This window comes from Marilutibacter spongiae (assembly GCF_014145325.1).
In the GTDB taxonomy this organism is placed as follows: Bacteria; Pseudomonadota; Gammaproteobacteria; order Xanthomonadales; family Xanthomonadaceae; genus Marilutibacter; species Marilutibacter spongiae.
The window spans coordinates 26387-44636 of record NZ_JACHTF010000007.1; the positions used below are offsets into that span (position 1 = coordinate 26387).

At 70.1% G+C, this 18250-nt stretch carries 17 protein-coding genes; 4 read left to right on the plus strand and 13 right to left on the minus strand.

The genetic code is table 11. From position 1 onward, the window contains the following. Positions 1-105: 105 nt before the first annotated feature. Both guaB and folD read right to left on the minus strand, forming a co-directional pair. Positions 106-1563 (minus strand): IMP dehydrogenase, encoded by a 1458-nt coding sequence (gene guaB / locus H4F98_RS07765; protein WP_182686475.1) that lies wholly within the window; start codon positions 1561-1563, stop codon positions 106-108. A gap of 132 nt (positions 1564-1695) precedes the next feature. Beyond that, positions 1696-2604 carry a bifunctional methylenetetrahydrofolate dehydrogenase/methenyltetrahydrofolate cyclohydrolase FolD gene (gene folD, locus H4F98_RS07770; RefSeq protein ID WP_182686477.1) on the minus strand — a complete coding sequence of 303 codons (909 nt, stop codon included), beginning with the start codon at positions 2602-2604 and terminating at the stop codon, positions 1696-1698. An 83-nt stretch (positions 2605-2687) separates the two neighbouring features. Between folD and H4F98_RS07775 the strand changes: the two genes are divergently transcribed. Next, positions 2688-2993 (plus strand): DUF1244 domain-containing protein, encoded by a 306-nt coding sequence (locus tag H4F98_RS07775; protein ID WP_182686479.1) that lies wholly within the window; start codon positions 2688-2690, stop codon positions 2991-2993. Continuing rightward, positions 2990-3778 carry an alpha/beta hydrolase gene (locus H4F98_RS07780; protein WP_182686481.1) on the plus strand — a complete coding sequence of 263 codons (789 nt, stop codon included), beginning with the start codon at positions 2990-2992 and terminating at the stop codon, positions 3776-3778. The genes H4F98_RS07775 and H4F98_RS07780 overlap by 4 nt, the downstream gene beginning before the upstream one ends. A 7-nt stretch (positions 3779-3785) precedes the next feature. Here H4F98_RS07780 and H4F98_RS07785 read toward each other — a convergent pair whose 3' ends face one another. The 11 genes from H4F98_RS07785 to ndk all read right to left on the minus strand — a co-directional run bounded on the left by H4F98_RS07785 (position 3786) and on the right by ndk (position 14854). Beyond that, complete coding sequence (locus tag H4F98_RS07785; protein ID WP_182686483.1) at positions 3786-4703, minus strand: DUF2272 domain-containing protein; 918 nt, start codon at positions 4701-4703, stop codon at positions 3786-3788. A gap of 183 nt (positions 4704-4886) precedes the next feature. Continuing rightward, positions 4887-6023 carry a molybdopterin-synthase adenylyltransferase MoeB gene (gene moeB / locus H4F98_RS07790; RefSeq protein WP_182686485.1) on the minus strand — a complete coding sequence of 379 codons (1137 nt, stop codon included), beginning with the start codon at positions 6021-6023 and terminating at the stop codon, positions 4887-4889. Next, complete coding sequence (locus H4F98_RS07795) at positions 6016-7236, minus strand: molybdopterin molybdotransferase MoeA (protein ID WP_182686487.1); 1221 nt, start codon at positions 7234-7236, stop codon at positions 6016-6018. The genes moeB and H4F98_RS07795 overlap by 8 nt, the downstream gene beginning before the upstream one ends. Further along, positions 7233-7841: a molybdenum cofactor guanylyltransferase gene (gene mobA, locus H4F98_RS07800; RefSeq protein ID WP_182686489.1), complete on the minus strand. Its 609-nt coding sequence runs from the start codon at positions 7839-7841 to the stop codon at positions 7233-7235. The genes H4F98_RS07795 and mobA overlap by 4 nt, the downstream gene beginning before the upstream one ends. 68 nt (positions 7842-7909) lie before the next feature. Beyond that, a complete protein-coding gene (der, locus tag H4F98_RS07805) occupies positions 7910-9307 on the minus strand; it encodes a ribosome biogenesis GTPase Der (protein WP_182686491.1) in 1398 nt (465 codons plus the stop codon). Between the two features lie 188 nt (positions 9308-9495). After that, positions 9496-10686 (minus strand): outer membrane protein assembly factor BamB, encoded by a 1191-nt coding sequence (gene bamB / locus H4F98_RS07810; RefSeq protein ID WP_182686493.1) that lies wholly within the window; start codon positions 10684-10686, stop codon positions 9496-9498. After that, a complete protein-coding gene (locus tag H4F98_RS07815; protein WP_182686495.1) occupies positions 10686-11315 on the minus strand; it encodes a YfgM family protein in 630 nt (209 codons plus the stop codon). The genes bamB and H4F98_RS07815 overlap by 1 nt, the downstream gene beginning before the upstream one ends. Positions 11316-11435: 120 nt before the next feature. Continuing rightward, positions 11436-12278 carry a helix-turn-helix domain-containing protein gene (locus H4F98_RS07820; protein WP_182686497.1) on the minus strand — a complete coding sequence of 281 codons (843 nt, stop codon included), beginning with the start codon at positions 12276-12278 and terminating at the stop codon, positions 11436-11438. Continuing rightward, on the minus strand, positions 12275-13111 hold the full coding sequence (locus H4F98_RS07825; RefSeq protein WP_246372988.1) for a tetratricopeptide repeat protein: 837 nt from the start codon (positions 13109-13111) through the stop codon (positions 12275-12277). The genes H4F98_RS07820 and H4F98_RS07825 overlap by 4 nt, the downstream gene beginning before the upstream one ends. A gap of 13 nt (positions 13112-13124) precedes the next feature. Further along, positions 13125-14408: a dual-specificity RNA methyltransferase RlmN gene (gene rlmN / locus H4F98_RS07830; protein WP_182686499.1), complete on the minus strand. Its 1284-nt coding sequence runs from the start codon at positions 14406-14408 to the stop codon at positions 13125-13127. A 20-nt stretch (positions 14409-14428) separates the two neighbouring features. Next, positions 14429-14854: a nucleoside-diphosphate kinase gene (gene ndk / locus H4F98_RS07835; RefSeq protein WP_182686501.1), complete on the minus strand. Its 426-nt coding sequence runs from the start codon at positions 14852-14854 to the stop codon at positions 14429-14431. A 252-nt stretch (positions 14855-15106) separates the two neighbouring features. Here ndk and H4F98_RS07840 point away from each other — a divergent pair, with 252 nt between their 5' ends. Both H4F98_RS07840 and H4F98_RS07845 read left to right on the plus strand, forming a co-directional pair. Continuing rightward, the gene (locus H4F98_RS07840) at positions 15107-15742 is read left to right on the plus strand and encodes a TetR/AcrR family transcriptional regulator (protein WP_182686503.1); all 636 of its coding nucleotides are present in this window, start codon (positions 15107-15109) and stop codon (positions 15740-15742) included. Between the two features lie 40 nt (positions 15743-15782). Further along, on the plus strand, positions 15783-18170 hold the full coding sequence (locus H4F98_RS07845; RefSeq protein ID WP_182686505.1) for a 3-hydroxyacyl-CoA dehydrogenase/enoyl-CoA hydratase family protein: 2388 nt from the start codon (positions 15783-15785) through the stop codon (positions 18168-18170). Positions 18171-18250: the final 80 nt, after the last annotated feature.

Sequence of the window (18250 nt, forward strand, 5' to 3'; positions counted from 1 at the left end):
GGTGATGGGTATTGGGTGATGGGTGATTCGATTGGCGGCAACGGCCTGCGGTCCGGATGTTCGCGAATCACGAATCCCCGAATCACCAATCACGCCGTGCCGGCGTCAGCCGGCACGGTAGTTCGGCGGTTCCTTGGTGATCTGCACGTCGTGGACGTGGCTCTCGCGGCTGCCGGCATTGGTCACGCGCACGAAGCTGGGCTTGCGGCGCATGTCCTCGATGGTCGCGCAGCCGACGTAGCCCATGGTCGCGCGCAGGCCTCCGGCGAGCTGGTGGACGACGTTGCCCAGCGGGCCCCGGTAAGGGACGCGTCCCTCGATGCCCTCGGGCACCAGCTTGTCGGCGTCGGAGGCGTCCTGGAAATAGCGGTCCTTGGAGCCCTGCTCCATCGCTCCCAGGCTGCCCATGCCGCGGTAGCTCTTGTAGCTGCGCCCCTGGAACAGCTCCACCTCGCCGGGGGCTTCCTCGGTGCCGGCGAACAGGCCGCCGACCATGACCGTGGAGGCACCGGCGACGATCGCCTTGCCGATGTCGCCCGAGTAACGGATGCCGCCGTCGGCGATCAGCGGGATGCGGTCCTGCAGCGCCTCGGCCACCATGGCGACCGCGGTGACCTGCGGCACGCCGACGCCGGCAACGATGCGGGTGGTGCAGATCGAGCCGGGGCCCACGCCCACCTTGACCGCGTCGGCACCATGGTCCATCAGGGCCAGGGCGGCGTCGCCGGTGACGATGTTGCCGCCGATGACCTGCAGTTGCGGGAAGGTCTTCTTGACCCAGCGCACGCGCTCGAGCACGCCCTGCGAGTGGCCGTGCGCGGTGTCGACCACCACCACGTCCACGCCCGCGGCGGCCAGCGCCTCGATGCGCGCTTCGGTGTCGCCGCCCACCCCGACCGCCGCGCCGACCAGCAGGCGCTCGCTGCTGTCGTAGGCGGCGTTGGGGTTGTCGCGCTTCTTCTGGATGTCCTTGACCGTGATCAGGCCACGCAGTTCGAAGCCGTCGTTGACCACCAGCACCTTCTCGATGCGGTGCTTGTGCAGCAGCTCCAGCACTTCCTCGTCGGACGCGCCCTCGCCCACCGTCACCAGGCGTTCCTTCTTGGTCATGATGTGGCGGACCGGATCGTCGAGCTTCTTCTCGAAGCGCATGTCGCGGCTGGTGACGATGCCGACCAGGGTGCCGCCATCGACGACGGGGACGCCGGAGATGTTGCGCGCGCGGGTCAGGTTGATGACCTCGCCGATGGTCGTCTCGGGACCGACGGTGAACGGCTCCTTGATCACCCCGGCCTCGAAGGTCTTGACCTGGGCGACCTGGGCGGCCTGCGCCGTCGCGCTCATGTTCTTGTGGATGATGCTGATGCCGCCGAGCTGGGCCATCGCGATGGCGAGGCGCGCTTCGCTGACCGTGTCCATCGCCGCCGACAGGATCGGCAGGCGGATGCTGAGGTCGCGGGTGAGGCGGGTCGTGAGGGAGACGTCCTTCGGCAGGACGGTGGAATGCGCCGGAACGAGCGATACGTCGTCGTAGGTAAGCGCTTCAGCCTGGATGCGCAGCATGGGCGGGCCCGGGGAGGATGAAGCGCGTCATTGTAACCTGTTCGGCCCCCGCTGGCGCTGCCCCGTGGGGCAACCGAGCGTTCCAGCGGCGGCGACGACGGCGCCGGCTTGGCCGCCGTTCAGCGAACGCGCTCAGGCGGCGTCGCCGTCGGCCGACTCCGCCGCCTCCAGGGTGTTCTGCATCAGCGTGGCCACCGTCATCGGCCCGACGCCACCCGGTACAGGGGTGATCCAACTGGCGCGCTGCAGTCCCGCCTCGAAGCCGACGTCGCCGACCAGGCGGCCATCGTCCAGCCGGTTGATGCCCACGTCGATCACCACCGCGCCGGGCTTGACCCACTCCCCGGGGATCAGCCCCGGACGCCCGACCGCCACCACGAGGATGTCGGCGCCGCGCACGGCCGCTTCCAGCACGTCGGGCGGGGTGAACTTGTGGCAGCTGGTGACGGTGCAGCCGGCGATCAGCAGTTCCAGCGCCATCGGCCGGCCGACGTGGTTGGACACGCCGACGATGGTCGCGCTCTGGCCCCGCACGGGGCGGTCGGTGTAGGCCAGCAGCGTGGTGATGCCACGCGGGGTGCAGGGGCGCAGGCCGAACTGGCGCAGGGCCAGGTGGCCGACGTTTTCGGGATGGAACCCGTCCACGTCCTTGGCCGGGCTGATCCGGTTGATCAGCGCGGTGGCGTCGCGCCGGTCAGGCAGCGGCAGCTGCAGCAGGATGCCGTGGATGGCAGGATCGGCGTTGAGGCGGTCGATCAGCGCCAGCAGCTCGGCGTCGCTGGTATCGGACGGCAGGTCGTGGTCGATCGCGCGGATGCCGACCTTCTCGGCCGCCCGGCGCTTGTTGCGCACGTAGACCGCGGACGCCGGGTCGTCGCCCACCAGCACGACCGCCAGGCCGGGCCGGGACTTGCCGGCGGCCAGGCGCGCGTCGACCTGCGTCCTGAGCGAGTCGAGCAGGTCCTCGGCGATGCGCTTGCCATCGAGGATCCGTGCGGTCCCGGCCAGCGCGGCGGGTCGGGAGGGTTGCGGGTCGGTCATGCGGTTTCCGGGAGGCTGCGCTAGAGTCGGGGCCCGCCATTATCGCCCATCCGGCCGACGAGGCCGAGCCCGACGGACGCACCATGACCGACATCGACCACGAAACCCTCCACCTGGAGGCCGCGGCCTTCCGCCGGCTGCGCGACCACCTCATGCAGGCGCGCCCGGACGTGCAGAACATCGACCTGATGATCCTCGCCGGCTTCTGCCGCAACTGCCTGGCGGACTGGTACCGCGAAGCCGCCCAGGCGCGCGGCATCACCATGAGCCGCGATGAGGCCCGCGAGGCCGTCTACGGCATGCCCTTCGCCGAATGGAAGGCGCTGCACCAGCGCGAGGCGACCGCCGAACAGCTGGCGGCCTTCGAGGTGGCGCGGAAGCGGGAATGAGCGCTGGCCGGACAGCCCTGGGCACGCTGCTCGCCCTGGCCTTGGGCTATGCCGCCCTGTGCGCCTGGCTGTATGCCGGGCAGCGCCAGATGGTCTATTTCCCGGCCGCGACGCGGGTGGCGGCGCGCGAGACGGACTTCGTGCTCCGGCACGAGGGCGAAACCCTGCGCGGCTGGGTGCTGAACCGGGACGCCGAACGCGCCCTGCTCTACTTCGGCGGCAACGCCGAGGCGGTCGCCGCCAACCGCGCGGCCTTCGCCCGCTGGTTCCCCGAACACGCGGTCTACCTGGTGGCCTATCGCGGCTACGGCGCCAGCACGGGCACGCCGGAGGAAGCGGCACTGGTCTCGGACGCGCGTTTCCTGTTCGACGTCGTGTCCAGCCGGCACCGCTCGGTCGACGTGATCGGTCGCAGCCTGGGCAGCGGCGTCGCCAGCCAGCTCGCCGCCAACCGCCCGATCGCACGCCTGGTCCTGGTGACCCCCTTCGACAGCCTGGCGGCCGTCGGACAGGCGCATTATCCGTGGCTGCCGGTGCAGTGGCTGGCACGCGACCGCTACGACTCCGCCCGCCACCTGGCCGATTACCGGGGCCCGGTGCTGGTCGTGCGCGCCGAGCACGACGCGCTCATCCCGGCCGACAGCACGCGGCGCCTGGCCGAGGCCTTGCCGCAGCCGCCCCGGATCGTGGTGCTCGAGGGCGCCGGGCACAACGGATTCGATGCCGCCCCGGCCTATGCGCGGGCGCTGCAGGCCTTCCTGGACGACCGCCCCGCCAGCGACTGAGGACCGCTCAGTCGCGCGGCACGGGCACGCCGCTGGCCGGCTTCGGGCAACGCGGCACCCCCGAGCCCACCACGCAGTTCACGCAACACTGCTGCGGCCGTGGCGGGCCGTCCCAGGCCGGGGTCGACGGCGGCGCCAGCATCGGCAGCCCGGGCTTGAGCTTGAGCAGCGCCGCCCAGTTCTGCTCGTTGAAGCTGCAGCCCTTCGGGTTGGCCGGGCTGCAGGTGGCGTTGCGGCCATGCGGCAGGTTCCAGAAGCGCCCGTTGCGGTTGACCGGCAGCATTCGCATGGTGACGCTGTGCTGGACATTGCCGCCGACCAGGTCGGCCTGCCTGCCGTCCACGTTGACGACGACATCGCAATGCATCGCAAGTGAACTGGATGGGTTCGCGGCCAGCCAGCGCACCAGGCCCGCGTGACCATCGACCGAGGATGCGTCGCCACGCACGAAGCAGAGCAGGTCGCCCCTCGCCGGCGCGGCGTTGTCGGGGTCGAGCAGGGTGAACGGACTGTCGGGATTGCGATAGGCATCGCGCACGTAGTCGACATGGCTGGGAGACGACCGGAAGCCCGGCACGCCCGACTGCACCATCACGTATGAGATGAACGCCGCCGACCAGGGGGTGTCGATCAGGAACCCACGGCAGTTGGGCGATGCATAGCTGTTGTTGTTGACGAACTCGCAGGTGCTCGCGCCGGGACGTGAGGCCATCGCGTGCAGCAGGCCGCTGCCGCGCCAGTAATCGACCACGCGTTTCCAGGCGGGCGTGACACCGTCGCTCAGGGGCGCGGCTTCCATCTCGGCGGCGCCGGCGCTGGCCAGGCGGCCGTCGGTGTCGATGAATGGCTCGAACCACAGGCGGTTCTCGCGGCAGGCGACCGCGGAAATCCGTGTCGGCAGGTCGCGCGCGTGCGCAGGGTCCATGAACCCGCAACCGGCTGCGAGCGCGGCGCCCGGCCACCCCAGCCATGCGGCGCACGCGAGCAGCGCGAACCCCACGACCTGTCCTGCCAGACCCCTGCTCCGCATGGCGCAATCCCCGCTCGACCGGCCTACATCGTTCCAGAGCCGATGTCGCCGGCGGGTGAGCGCCACGCGTCGACGGTTTCAGGCACCGCCGCAGAAGCGGGCGTAGTCGATGTAGCCGGGAAAGGCACGACCCGCCGCGCAGACCGGGCAGTCGGGGTCGGCGGCCAAGCGCGTTTCGCGGAAGCGCATCGCCAGCGCGTCGAAATGCAGGAGCCGACCCCGCAGCGGCTCGCCGAGGTCGAGCACCAGCTTGAGCGCCTCGGTGGCCTGGAGCATGCCGACCACGCCCGGCAACACCCCCAGCACACCCGCCTCCGCGCAGTTGGGCGCATCCTCCGGCGCTGGCGGTTCGGGAAACAGGCAGCGGTAACAGGGTGCGCTGCCGCGGTGGCGACCGGCATCGAACACGCTGGCCTGGCCCTCGAAGCGATGCACGGCGCCGTAGACCAGGGGCTTGCCGAGCTTCACGCAGGCATCGTTGAGCAGGTAACGGGCCGGGAAATTGTCGGCGCCGTCGATCACCACGTCGGCCGCGCCGATCAGGGCCTCGACGTTGTCGGAGGTGATGCGTTCGGGAAAGGTCTCGATCCGGACGCGCGGGTTGAGCGCCGACAGCGCCAGGCGCGCGGACTCGACCTTGGCCATGCCGACGCGGGCCTCGGTATGCAGGATCTGCCGCTGCAGGTTGCTGCGGTCGACGACATCGTCGTCGGCCAGCACCAGCGTGCCCACGCCCGCCGCGGCCAGGTAATACGCTGCCGGCGATCCCAGGCCGCCGGCCCCGACCATCGCGATGCGGGCCGCCTGCAGGCGCTGTTGGCCGGCTTCGCCGATCTCCGGCAACCGCAGGTGGCGCGAATAGCGCTCGAAGTAGTCGCGGTCGCCGTCGGGCCGCTCGATGGGGAGCCCCTCGGCCATCCAGCGCTCGGTCCCACCTTCGACCGAAGCCACGTGGGCGTAACCGGACTCGACCAGGGTTTCGGCCGCCTTGAGCGAGCGCCCCCCCACCTGGCAGATCAACAGCAGCGCCTGCCCGGCCGGCACCGCGTGCGCGGCCAGTCCCTGGGCGAGGCTCCCAAGCGGGATCCCCACTGCCGACGCCGCGTATCCGAGGGCGCGCTCATGCGACTCGCGCACGTCCACCAGCAGCGCGCCGGCGCGCTGCCGGCGCAGCGCCTCCTCCGGCGCGATGCGTTCGATGCGGGCCTCACGCATACACCATCACCTCGACGGCACTGCCGGCAGGCAGCGATTGCGGGCCTTCGGGGACCACGATCAGCGCATTGGAGTCCGCGACCGCGCGCAACCGGTTGGAGCCGGTCGCCGGATTCGGATCGGCCCACAACACGCCGTCGTCCGATGCGAAGAGTCGCGCGCGCTGGAACTCGCGCCGCGCATGCGGCTTCTCGATCCCCGCGACCAGCCGCGCGCGCCAGGCAGGGCGCGCCTCCCCGAAACCCTGCATCGCATCGACCAGGGGCCGGCCCAGGGCCAGCCATGTCGCCAGCACCGAGACCGGGTTGCCGGGCAGGCCCAGGAACCGGCAGCGGTCCATGCCGCCGAACAACAGCGGCATGCCCGGCTTCATCATGACCTTCCAGAAGTGGACCTCGCCGAAGCGCTGCAGCACGGCCGGGATATGGTCCTTCTCCCCCGCCGACACCGCGCCGCAGGTGATCACCAGGTCGAAGGCGCAGGCCGCGTCGCGAAGCGCGACCTCGACCTGGCGCGGCTCGTCGGGCAGGCGCGGCCACGCCGTGGGCTCCAGGCCTTCGGCGCGCAGCAGGCCCATCAGCAGTTCACGATTGCTGTCGTGGATCTGGCCCGGCTGCAACGGCAGCCCGGGCTCCACCAGTTCGTCGCCGCTGGTGAAAACCGCCACCGTCGGCCGGCGCGAAACCGCCAGGGCAGGCAGGCCCAGCGACGCGGCCAGCGACACGCGCGCCGGCGACAGGCGCTCGCCGGCATGCAGGACCGTGTCGCCTACGGCGACGTCCTCTCCGGCGTGGCGCACGTGGGTGCCCCGCGCCATGCCCCCGGGGACCCACACGACATCGCCCGACACGCGCGCGTCCTCCTTGACGACCACGGTATCGGCACCTTCGGGCATGGGTGCGCCGGTGGTGATCCGGAGGCCCTGCCCGGTCCCGACTGCCCGTCCCGTGGCCACCCCGGCGAACTGTTCGCCAACGAGCGCCAGCGAAACGCCCTCGCCTGCCAGGTCGGCATGGCGCACGGCGAAGCCGTCCATCGCACTGTTGTCGAACGGCGGCAGCGCGATCGGCGCCACCACGTCGGCAGCCAATGCCCGTCCATGGCAATGGCGCAAGGGCACGGTTTCCGTCTCAAGGCGGTGCCGTGCGCCGACCTCGCGGACGATGGCCAGGGCGTCGTCGAAGCCCAACCGGGTCGGGAAATCATGGCTCATCGGGCAGGTGCCTCCACCGGCGTGGGGATCGGCAGGCCGGCATTGGCCAGGTCCTGCGGGGTGTTGAGGTTGCCCAGGCGCACGCCCGGCAGGCGGCAGGTGGGCATCCCCAGGCGCGCCTGCAGGTCATGGACGGCCAGGCGACCCGCGTCCAGGGCGTCCGATACCGCCGGGCGCAACCTGGCCACCTCCCAGAGCGCCACCAGCGGCTGCGGGCCCTCGTCGTCCGCGGCCACGCCCCCGCTCGCGCCGACCGTGTCCAGCAGCACGTCCAGGCCCGGCTCCAGCGCGACCAGGTCGACCGGCAAGGTCAACAGCCACGGCGTTTGGCAGGCCGCGGCCAGCGCCGCGATGCCGGCCAGCGGTCCCTGGTCCGGCCGGCGGTCGGGGATCGCGCGCAGGCCCAGATCGCGATAGCGACCGGCATGGGTGTTGGCACTGACGAGGACGGGCCAGGCCCGGCGCGCCAGTTGCCCGGCCAGCCATGCAACCTGGGACTGGCCATCGCGCTCCAGCCAGGCCTTGTCGACGCCGCCCAGTCGCGTGCCGCGCCCGCCGGCCAGCAGGCCGACGGTCACCGTATCGGGGGAAACTCTTGCAGGCATCGCAGACCCGGCGCGCAAAGTGCCATTGTGCCGCGCCCATCCGGGGCCGGCCAGCGCGAAAGCGGCGATCAACGACGCTTGACGTGCTTGATCAGCCGGCGCTTCTTGGCGATCTGCCGTTCGGTCAGCGTGTTCTTCTTCCCCTCGTAGGGATTGCTGCCTTCCTTGAAGACGAAGCGCACCGGGGTACCGACCAGCTTGAAACGCTTGCGGAAGAAGTTCTCCAGGTAGCGCTTGTAGCTCTCGGTCAGGGTGCGCAGGCGGGTGCCGTGGATCACGAAGGTCGGCGGATTGGTGCCGGAGGGATGGCCGAAGCGCAGCTTGGCCACGTGCCCGCGCACGGTCGCCGGCGGGTTGCTGGCATAGGCGGCCTCGAGCGCGTTGTTCACCTCGGTGGTGCCGAACACGCGCGTGGCCGACGCATGCGCGCGATGCACCGCGCGGAACAGCTCACGCAGGCCGGACCCATGCTTGGCGCTGATGCGCACCGCTTCGGCCCAGCTGACGAAGCCGAGCTTGCGGGCCAGCATGGCCTCCGCCTGTTCGCGCTGGTAGTCGCTCAGGCCGTCCCACTTGTTGATCGCCACCACCAGGGCGCGGCCGGCATCGAGCGCCAGCGCCAGCACCGTGGCGTCCTGGTCGGTCACGCCCTCGGTGGCGTCGAGCATGATCACCGCCACCTGGCACTGCTCGATCGCCTGCAGCGTCTTGATGATCGAGAACTTCTCGACGGCCTCGTCCACGCGGGACTTGCGGCGCACGCCGGCGGTGTCGACGAGCCGGTACAGGCGCCCGTCGCGCTCCATGTCGATGGCGACCGAGTCGCGCGTGGTGCCGGGCACTTCGGAGGCGATCATCCGCTCCTCGCCGAGCAGGCGGTTGACGAGCGTCGACTTGCCCACGTTGGGCCGGCCGATGAAGGCGATGCGGACACGGTCGGGATCGCTGTCGAGTTCGACCTGCGCGCCCTCCTCCGGCAAGCGCCCGATCACCTCGTCGATCAACTCGTCGATGCCCCGCCGATGCGCGGACGAGACGTCGACGGCATCGCTGAAGCCGTAGCGAGAGAATTCGTTGATGGCCGCGTCGCTGTCCAGGCCGTCGGTCTTGTTGACCACCAGCAGGGTCGGTCGCGCGGTCTTGCGCAGCCAGGCCAGGATCTCGTCGTCCAGCGCCGAAGCGCCCTCGCGCCCGTCGACGATGAACAGGACGAGGTCGGCCTCTTCCGCGGCGGCGCGCGCCTGTCGCGTGGTCGCGCCGACCAGGCCCTCGTCCTCGCCGGCGATGCCGCCGGTGTCGACGACCGCGAAATGCCGCCGCCCCTCGGGGCGGCAGACCCCGTAATGGCGGTCGCGGGTCACGCCCGGCTCGTCATGGACAAGCGCGTCCCGGGTGCGGGTCAGGACATTGAACAACGTGGACTTGCCGACGTTGGGGCGGCCGACGAGGGCGACGAGCGGAAGCATAGGACGAGCCTGGCAGTGTGCAGTCGCGGGGCCGGGAGACGCCCGCGGTGGATGGAAACGACAACGGTCGGCAGGCACCGGGGCGCCCGTCGACCGTGGCAGTGTGTATCAAAGCGCGGGCGCGCGCATCCGGACCGCCCGCGGGGAGACCCGGTCGACCCCATCGGGGCCCGACCGGGATGCGTCGCCTACCGGAGCGCGAACGCGCTCAGCCGGCCATCGACGTTCTGCACCAGGAGGATGCCGTCGGCCACCACCGGCGCGGCCCGCAGGGGATCGCGACCGGCGCGGACACGCGCCGCGAACTCGCCGTTGTCCAGCTTCATCCAGTGCAGGTAACCCTCGAAGTCGCCCACGACGGCGTAATCGCCCTGCACCGCGGCACCCGTCGGGCTGCGGCGCGCCAACGCGGGCTGCTGCCAGAACGCCGAGCCGCTGCGCTTGTCCAGCGCATAGACGCTGCCCGTCGGCGAGGAGACCACCAGGCGGTCGGACGCGACGCCGATGCGGCCGGCACCGCCTTCCTCGGCCGCCCACAAGGGTCGGCCACTCGGTCCGTCGATGGCCAGGGTGCGGCCCTCATAGCTGGTGGCGAAGATGATCTGACCGTCCAGGACCGGCGTGCCATCGACATCGGACATGCGGTCGAGTTCGGTGCGGCCTTCCTGCTGCCCGACTGCCTGTTCCCAGAGCGGGCGACCATCGTTGAGGGACAGCGCCGACACCGTGCCGTCGTCGTTGCCGACGAAGACGAAGCCGGGGCCGAGCAGCGGCGCGTCGTTGCCGCGCACCGAAAGCGCCGGGACGTCGTGGTTCCAGAACCAACGGCGCTCGCCGCTGGCGGCGTCGAACGCGGTCACGCGGTTGTCGTTCGAACGCACCAGCACCAGGCCCATGCCAATCGCCGGCGCGGCGATGACTTCATTGGGCACCTGCGCCTGCCAGCGCTCGGCACCGGTCTCGGCATCGAGCGCGATGACGACGCCATCGAGCGTGCCCAACACGACCAGGCCGTCGCCGACGCCGGGACCGCCGCTGACCGGCAGGTCGCTGTCGTAGTGCCACAGCCGGTTGCCGCTTTGCAGGTCCAGCGCCGATACGCCGCCCTTCACCGCGGCAGCATAGACGCGCCCGTCGAGCACGACCGGGCCCTGGCGGGCGCCCATGCGGCCCTCGCCCTTGCCGACGTTTGTCGACCACAGCTCGGCGACGGTCTGGCTGGGAGCGAACTCCACCAGCTCGGCCGGCTCGTTCGGCTTGACCTTGCCACCGCCGAACCAGCCCTTCACGGTGCTGCAGGCGGCCAAGGCGAACACGCAGGACACCACCAGGGTGCCACGGATCAGGAAGGACAGCGGACGCGTGGGAGCGGACTTCATCAGGACTTGGCCTCGTCTTCGGCAGGCGTACCACCGACTTCGGTGAGTTTGAGTTCGAGCAGGCGGCGCAGCGGCGACCCGACATCCATCTTCGCCAGGGCTTTCTCGTAGGCACCGCGGGCGGCGTCCTGGTCGCCGAGGGCGTAGTGGGCGTCGCCCAGCACCTCAAGGCCACTGGCACTGTCCTCGGCCGCCACCAGGCGGGCGGCCTCCTCGGCCTTGCCCGAATCGATCAGCAGGCGGGCCAGGCGCTGGTCGATCACGGCCTTGAGCGCCGGATCGGCCTGCTGGATGCCACGCAGGGTGGCGATCGCCTTGTCGGCCTCGCCAGCGGCGGCCTGCGACTTGGCCAGTTCCAGCGCGGCGAGTGTCGAAAGCATGCCCGGCTCGAGCGCGGCGCTCAGTTGCGCGGCGTCGGCCTGCCCGGCGTCGATGGCCTCGACGGCCACGGAATACCGGTCGGCCTCGGCCAGGCGCTTCTGGGTGGCCTGCTGCTGCCACCACTTCCAGCCGCCGATCGCCCCGAGGCCGAGCGCGATGCCGCCCAGCAGGCCCAGCGCATTGTTGCGCAGCCACTGGAGCACGCGCTCGCTTTGTTCGTGTTCGTCGAGAAGTTCGTCGATTGCCATTGGGTCTGAGCTACCTGCACGGTCGGGGGAAACACCACAGCCGGCCTTGCGGCCGGCTGTCGGGTCCCGGTCTCTGGCCTGGGCCAGTGGAGGGATTCAAGCCGCGATGGCCGGAATCGCTTAGTCCGATGCCGGCACCACGGAACCGTCAGAGGATAGCTTAAAGCGCGCCACCGTGCCTCGACTGAACGGTGCCAGATCGAGGGATTGGCCGTCGGCGGTGACGTCGACCGCGGCGGCATTGCCCAACTTGACGCTGGCGACTTCGCCCGCCTCGAAGCGGCGTTCCTGGCCGGCGGCGAGCAGCCCCTTCTCGACCGAGCGGCCCTCGGCGTCGAACAGTTCCACCCAGCTCTCGCCGTTGAACTTGAGCACCAGGTCGCCCTCGCCATCGTCGACCGGCGAGGTGCGCGGTGTCATCGACGCGACCACCGGCGTGCGGCGCACGACCGGCGCGTGGCTCGGCTCGATCGGGGCCGGAGAAGGCGCCGCGAGGTCGTCGGGCACCTCCAGCGACTGCGTGGCCGGCGCCTTCCGGCCCAGGTGCGGGCCCGTGTAGTACCAGACGGGCACCGCCAGCGCGAGTGTCATGACGATATAGACCGCCCGCTTGGTGGCCTGCTCCAGGACGCGGCGGTATCGCGGCGTGTGGGTATAGCTCACCAGTTCGGGCGGCGCCACCGGCGCGACTTCCGCCCGGTCCAGGCAGGCATCCACGTCGAGGTCGAGCTTGAGCAGGCGCGCATAACTGCGGAGCTGCCCGCGAACGAAGATCGTCGCGCCCAGGGCGCTCCAGTCGTCGTTCTCCAGGGCCTGCACGATCCTCGCCGGCATCTTCAGCCGGGAGGCGACTTCCTCGCGCGTGAGACCGGCGCCCTCGCGGGCCAGCCGCAGGCGATCGCCGCAACTCAAGTCCGCGCCCACGGACGCCGGGCCGGATTGGGTTGGGTTCAACTCATTCATGGTGTACCACTCTCCCCCGTATCGGAGCCCACCGCAGCCGGGAACTCCGCCCTCAGTCTCTGAACATAGCGATCCGCGGCGGCGTTGTCGCCGAGTTGGCGCTCAATCTGTGACGCAAGCATCAGCGCTTGCGGGTCCGCCGGTGCCGCGGCCAGCCTGCGCTCGGAAAAAGCGCGTGCCTGGAAGGCCCGGCCGGCCCGGAACTCGCGTTCGGCCATGACCCCGAGCGCCACCGGATTGGCCGGGTCGACCTTCAGCGCGGCCTCCAGGTACTGCCCCGCGCGAGCGGACATGCCGGCCTTGTCGGCGCAGGCGCCGGCGTTGGCCATCGCGAACGACGGCGTGGCATAGCCCGGGTCCGCCAGCGCGCGGTTGAACCAGTCCAGCGACTCGCCCTCGCGCCCGGCCTGGCGGCACATCCAGATGCCATAGTTGTTGAAGCTGGTGCCGCGCGGGTAGACCTCGGCCGCCTTGCGGTAGTAGTCGCCCGCGCTCGATTCGCGGCCCCGCCGGGATTCCACCGCCGCCATCAGGGTCAGGCCGGCGACCGAATGGTCGTCGAAGCGGATGGCCTTGCGCGCCGCGGCCTCGGCATCGTCCAGGCGCCCCTCGGCCAGGGCCTGCTGGCCCTCGCGCGCCGCCAGCAGCGCGCGGGACGAGGATTGCCCGCGATCGCCGTCGCTGGCCTGGTAGTCGGGCGCCACCTGGGTGTAGTCGACGTCGCTGAGGTCGGGCCGGACGAAGCTGAGGCGGCTGCAGGCCCCGGCGGCAAACAGCACCAGCGCGGAAAGGATAAGTGGGCGGGCCAGTCGGGCCAGCCCGGTCGAAGTCATCGGCAATCGGGCTTCACGCCGCGGCATCACCTGCTCCCTGCGACTGCAGTGTCTTGAGGAAAGCCGCCTGGCGGCGGGTCTTGTCGGTCACCTGGCCCTTGAGCTGGCCGCAGGCGGCGTCGATGTCGTCGCCTCGGGTGCGCCTGACCGTGGTCAGCACGCGCGCGTCCTGGAGCAGCTTCTGGAACACGTGGATGTCGGCGTCGTCGGAGCGCTCGAAACGCGTGCCCGGGAAGGGATTGAAGGGGATCAGGTTGACCTTGGCCGCATCCTTCATCTGCACCGCGTTGCCGAACTGCCGCATCAGGCGGGCGAGCTCGCGGGCGTGCTGGGGCTGGTCGTTGACGCCCTTCATCAGGGTGTATTCGAAGGTGATCGACGAACGCGGCTTGCGCTTGACGTAGCGCTGGCAGGCCGCCATCAGCTCGTGGATCGGGTACTTCTTGTTGAGCGGAACCAGCTCGGTGCGCAGCTCGTCGTTGGCGGCATGCAGCGATACCGCCAGGGAGACGTCGCTCTCCTGGCCGAGGCGGTCGATCATCGGCACCATGCCGGCGGTCGACAGGGTGACGCGCTTGTTGGCCAGGCCGTAGCCCAGGTCGTCGCGCATGATGCTCATCGCGCGGACGACGTTGTCGAAGTTGGCCAGCGGCTCGCCCATGCCCATCATCACCACGTTGGTGAGGCGGCGCTGCTGGTGCGGCACGTTGCCCAGGTGGCGCGCGGCGACCCAGACCTGGCCGATGATCTCGGCCGTCGACAGGTTGCGGTTGAAGCCCTGGGTCGCGGTGGAGCAGAACTGGCAGTTGAGCGCGCAGCCCACTTGCGAGGACACGCACAACGTGCCCCGGCTCTTCTCGGGGATGTAGACCGTCTCGATCGCGTTCTTCGCATCCATGCCCAGCAGCCACTTGTGGGTGCCGTCGGCGGAGGGCTTGTCGAACAGGACGATCGGCGCGCGCACCACGGCGCGCTCCTCGAGCTTGGCGCGCAGCACCTTGCCCAGGTCGGTCATGTCGGTGAAGTCGGTGACATGGCGGTGGTGGATCCACTTCATCACCTGGTGCGCGCGGTAGCGCTTCTCGTCCAGCTCCTGCTCGAAGAAGTCCTCCAGCGAGGTGCGGTCGAGGTCGAAGATGTTGCGGCGGCCGTCGACGCCCGCCCCCGTCCTGGCGGAAGGCGGAGCCGCTGCCGGCTCCGCCTTCGCCGCCTGCCCGTCGAGGTCCACGACGGCATCGGCGGCGACCGGGTTGGCGGTGCCGTCGTGCGCGTTCGGGTTGTCGTGCTGGATGGACATCGTCGGGCGTGCGTGTGGGATCAGCGTGCGAACACGTCGGTGGCCGGGAAGAAGTAGGCGATCTCGATCGCGGCATTCTCCAGGCTGTCGGAACCGTGCACCGCGTTCGCGTCGATGCTGTCGGCGAAGTCGGCGCGGATCGTGCCCGCCTCGGCTTCCTTCGGGTTGGTCGCGCCCATCAGCTCGCGGTTCTTGAGCACGGCGCCCTCGCCCTCGAGGGCCTGCACCATCACCGGGCCGGAGATCATGAACTCCACCAGGGCGTTGAAGAACGGACGCTCGCGGTGCACGGCATAGAAGCCTTCGGCTTCCTGGCGCGACAGCTGCTTCATCTTCGCGGCGACGACCTTCAGGCCCGCCTTCTCGAAGCGGGAGTAGATTTCGCCGATGACGTTCTTGGCGACGGCATCGGGCTTGATGATCGAAAGGGTGCGCTCCAGCGCCATGGAAATTTCTCCGGGTAGGCGGGCCGCTCTCGCCGGATCCTTGGCGAGTGCCCGAGAGTAACAGAAAAACCCGTGCAGTGGCACGGGTTTAGCCGATATGGCTGCGGTAATTCTAACGAATTGACGACGCGCTTGTCACCGGAAGTCTGAACCATCCCCGGCAGCGGCCTCCATTGACGACCGCCCCGCCCGCGCCTACGATCAAACAAGCGTTTGATTCATTACGCCCTTCCCTCCCCACACGAGACGCCCATGGCGGCCACTGCCCCTGCTCCGACGCGGCACTTCTCGACCAAGGACCGCATCCTCGGCGCCGCCGAAGAACTGTTCGCCCAGTTCGGCTTCACAGGCACCTCGCTGCGCCAGGTCACCAGCCGTGCCGACGTCAACATCGCCGCGGTCAATTACCACTTCGGCAGCAAGGAGAACCTCGTCAACGAGGTGTTCCGGCGGCGCATGGACGACATGAGCGCCCAGCGCCTGGCCGCGCTGCGGGCCGCGGTGGCGGATGCGCCGGGCGAGCTCGAGCCCATCCTCGCCGCGTTCGTCGAGCCGGCCCTGGCTCTCGCCCAGGACCGCCACGGCGGGGCATCCTTCGTGCGCGTGGTCGCCCGTGCCTACGCCGAGAAGAACGACAGCCTGCGCAAGTTCCTGTCCGACCACTACGGCCACGTACTGCGCGAGTTCGCCAAGGCCATTTCGGCCTGCGTCCCCGCCCTGAGCAAGGAAGAGCTGTACTGGCGCCTGGACTTCCTGGCGGGGGCACTGACCTATGCCATGGCCGACTTCGGCCTGATCAAGCGCCCCGCGGGCGTCACCGAAGCCGCCCACCGCGAGCGGGCGGCCCGCGAACTGATCCGCTTCGCCGCCGCCGGCTTCAAGAGCTGAGCCTCTTATTTTATCGTTTTACAACAAGGACTTGAAAGACATGTCTAAGAACATTTCTGTACGCCGTGCCGCGGTCCTGGGCGCCGGCGTGATGGGCGCCCAGATCGCCGCCCACCTCACCAATGCCGGCGTCGACACCGTGCTGTACGACCTGCCGGCCAAGGACGGCGACCCGAACGGCATCGTCACCCGCGCCATCGCCAACCTGGCCAAGCTGAGCCCGGCCCCGCTGGCCGACAAGGCCCTGGCCGCGCGGATCACCCCGGCCAACTACGAGACGGGGCTGGAACTGCTGCAGGGGTGCGACCTGGTCGTCGAGGCGATCGCCGAGCGGATGGACTGGAAGCAGGACCTCTACCGCAAGATCGCCCCCTTCGTGGCCGACCACGCGATCCTCGCCAGCAACACCTCGGGCCTGGGCATCAACGCCCTGGCCGACGTGCTGCCCGAACAGCTGCGCCACCGCTTCTGCGGCGTGCACTTCTTCAATCCGCCGCGCTACATGCACCTGGCCGAGCTGATCCCCGCCCGCTCGACCGACGCCAGCGTCCTGGCCGGCCTGGAAACCTTCCTGACCACCACCCTGGGCAAGGGCGTGGTCATCGCCAAGGACACCCCCAACTTCATCGGCAACCGCATCGGCGTGTTCTCGATGCTGGCCGCGATGCACCACACCGAAGCGTTCGGCCTGGGCTTCGACACGGTCGACGCGCTGACCGGCCCGCTGATCGGGCGCCCGAAGTCGGCCACCTACCGGACCGCCGACGTGGTGGGCCTGGACACCATGGCCCACGTCATCAAGACCATGGCCGACACCTTGCCCGAGGATCCGTGGCACAAGTACTTCAAGGCCCCCAAGTGGCTGCTGGGGCTGATCGAGAAGGGCGCACTGGGCCAGAAGACGCGCGCCGGCGTCTACACCAAGCAGGGCAAGGACATCATGGTCCTGGACCTCGAGGCGCAGGGCTACCGCCCCACGGCGGGCGAGCTCGATCCCGAGGTCGCCGCGCTGCTCAAGGAACGCGATCCGGCCCGGAAGTTCGCCGCGCTGCGCGCCAGCGCGCACCCGCAGGCGAAGTTCCTGTGGGCATGCTTCCGCGACACCTTCCATTACAGCGCCTACCACCTGGAGTCGATCGCCGACACCGCGCGCGACGTCGACTTCGCGATGCGCTGGGGCTACGGCTGGTCGATGGGCCCGTTCGAGAGCTGGCAGGCGGCCGGCTGGAAGCAGGTCGCGGAGTGGATCGCCGAGGACATCGTGTCCGGCGACGCGATGAGCGCCGCGGCGCTCCCCGACTGGGTATTCGACGGCCGCGAGGGCGTGCACTCCACCGACGGCAGCTACAGCCCGTCCCGCGACGCGAAGGTGCCGCGTTCGACCAACCCGGTCTACGCCCGCCAGCGCTTCCCCGACCCGCTGCTCGGCGAGCAGTTCCCGCAGGGCCGCACCGTGTTCGAGAACGACGGGGTGCGCATGTGGGTGGACGGGGCCGACGGCGATGGCGACGGCATCGCGGTGCTGGGCTTCAAGACCAAGATGCACACGGTCAACGACCAGGTGCTCGACGGCATCCAGGAGGCGATCGGCATCGCCGAGCGCGACTTCCGCGCCATGGTGATCTGGCAGCCGCGCGAGCCCTTCTCGGCGGGCGCCGACCTGTCCGGCGCGCTGGGCCTGCTGCAGGCGGGCGACGTCAAGGGCTTCGAGGCGATGGTGGCCAACTTTCAGGCGACCAGCCAGCGGATCAAGTACTCGCTGGTACCGGTGGTCGCGGCGGTCCGCGGGCTGGCGCTGGGCGGCGGTTGCGAATTCCAGATGCACGCCGCGCACACCGTGTTCGGCCTGGAGAGCTACGTCGGCCTGGTCGAGGCCGGCGTCGGCCTGCTGCCGGCCGGTGGTGGCCTCAAGGAGTTCGCGGTGCGCGCCTCCGAGCGCGCCGGCGACAGCGGCGACGTCTTCGCCGAGCTGAAGACGGCCTTCGAGAGCGTGGCGATGGCCAAGGTCGCGACCTCGGCGATGGAAGCCAAGGCCCTGGGGCTGGCGCGCGGGGACGACACGGTCGTGTTCAACGCGTTCGAGCTGCTGCACGTGGCCAAGGCGCGGGCGCTGGCGATGGCCGAGAGCGGCTACCGCCCGCCCCTGCCCGCCCGCCGGGTCCGCGTCGCCGGCGACGTCGGCATCGCCACCTTCAAGATGATGCTGGTCAACATGCTCGAGGGCCGCTTCATCTCGCCGCACGACTACGAGATCGCCAGCCGCATCGCGACCGTCATGTGCGGGGGCGAGGTCGACAAGGATGCCCTGGTGGACGAGGACTGGCTGATCCGCCTGGAGCGCGAGCACTTCGTCGCCCTGGCGCAGATGCCCAAGACCCAGGAGCGCATCGCCCACATGCTCAAGACCGGCAAGCCGCTCAGGAACTGAAAACAGCCGTGATGGGTGATCCGGAACAGGTGATTGGTGGAAGCCGGCTCGTGCTTCCCCACTCGCTTCCCTCATCACCC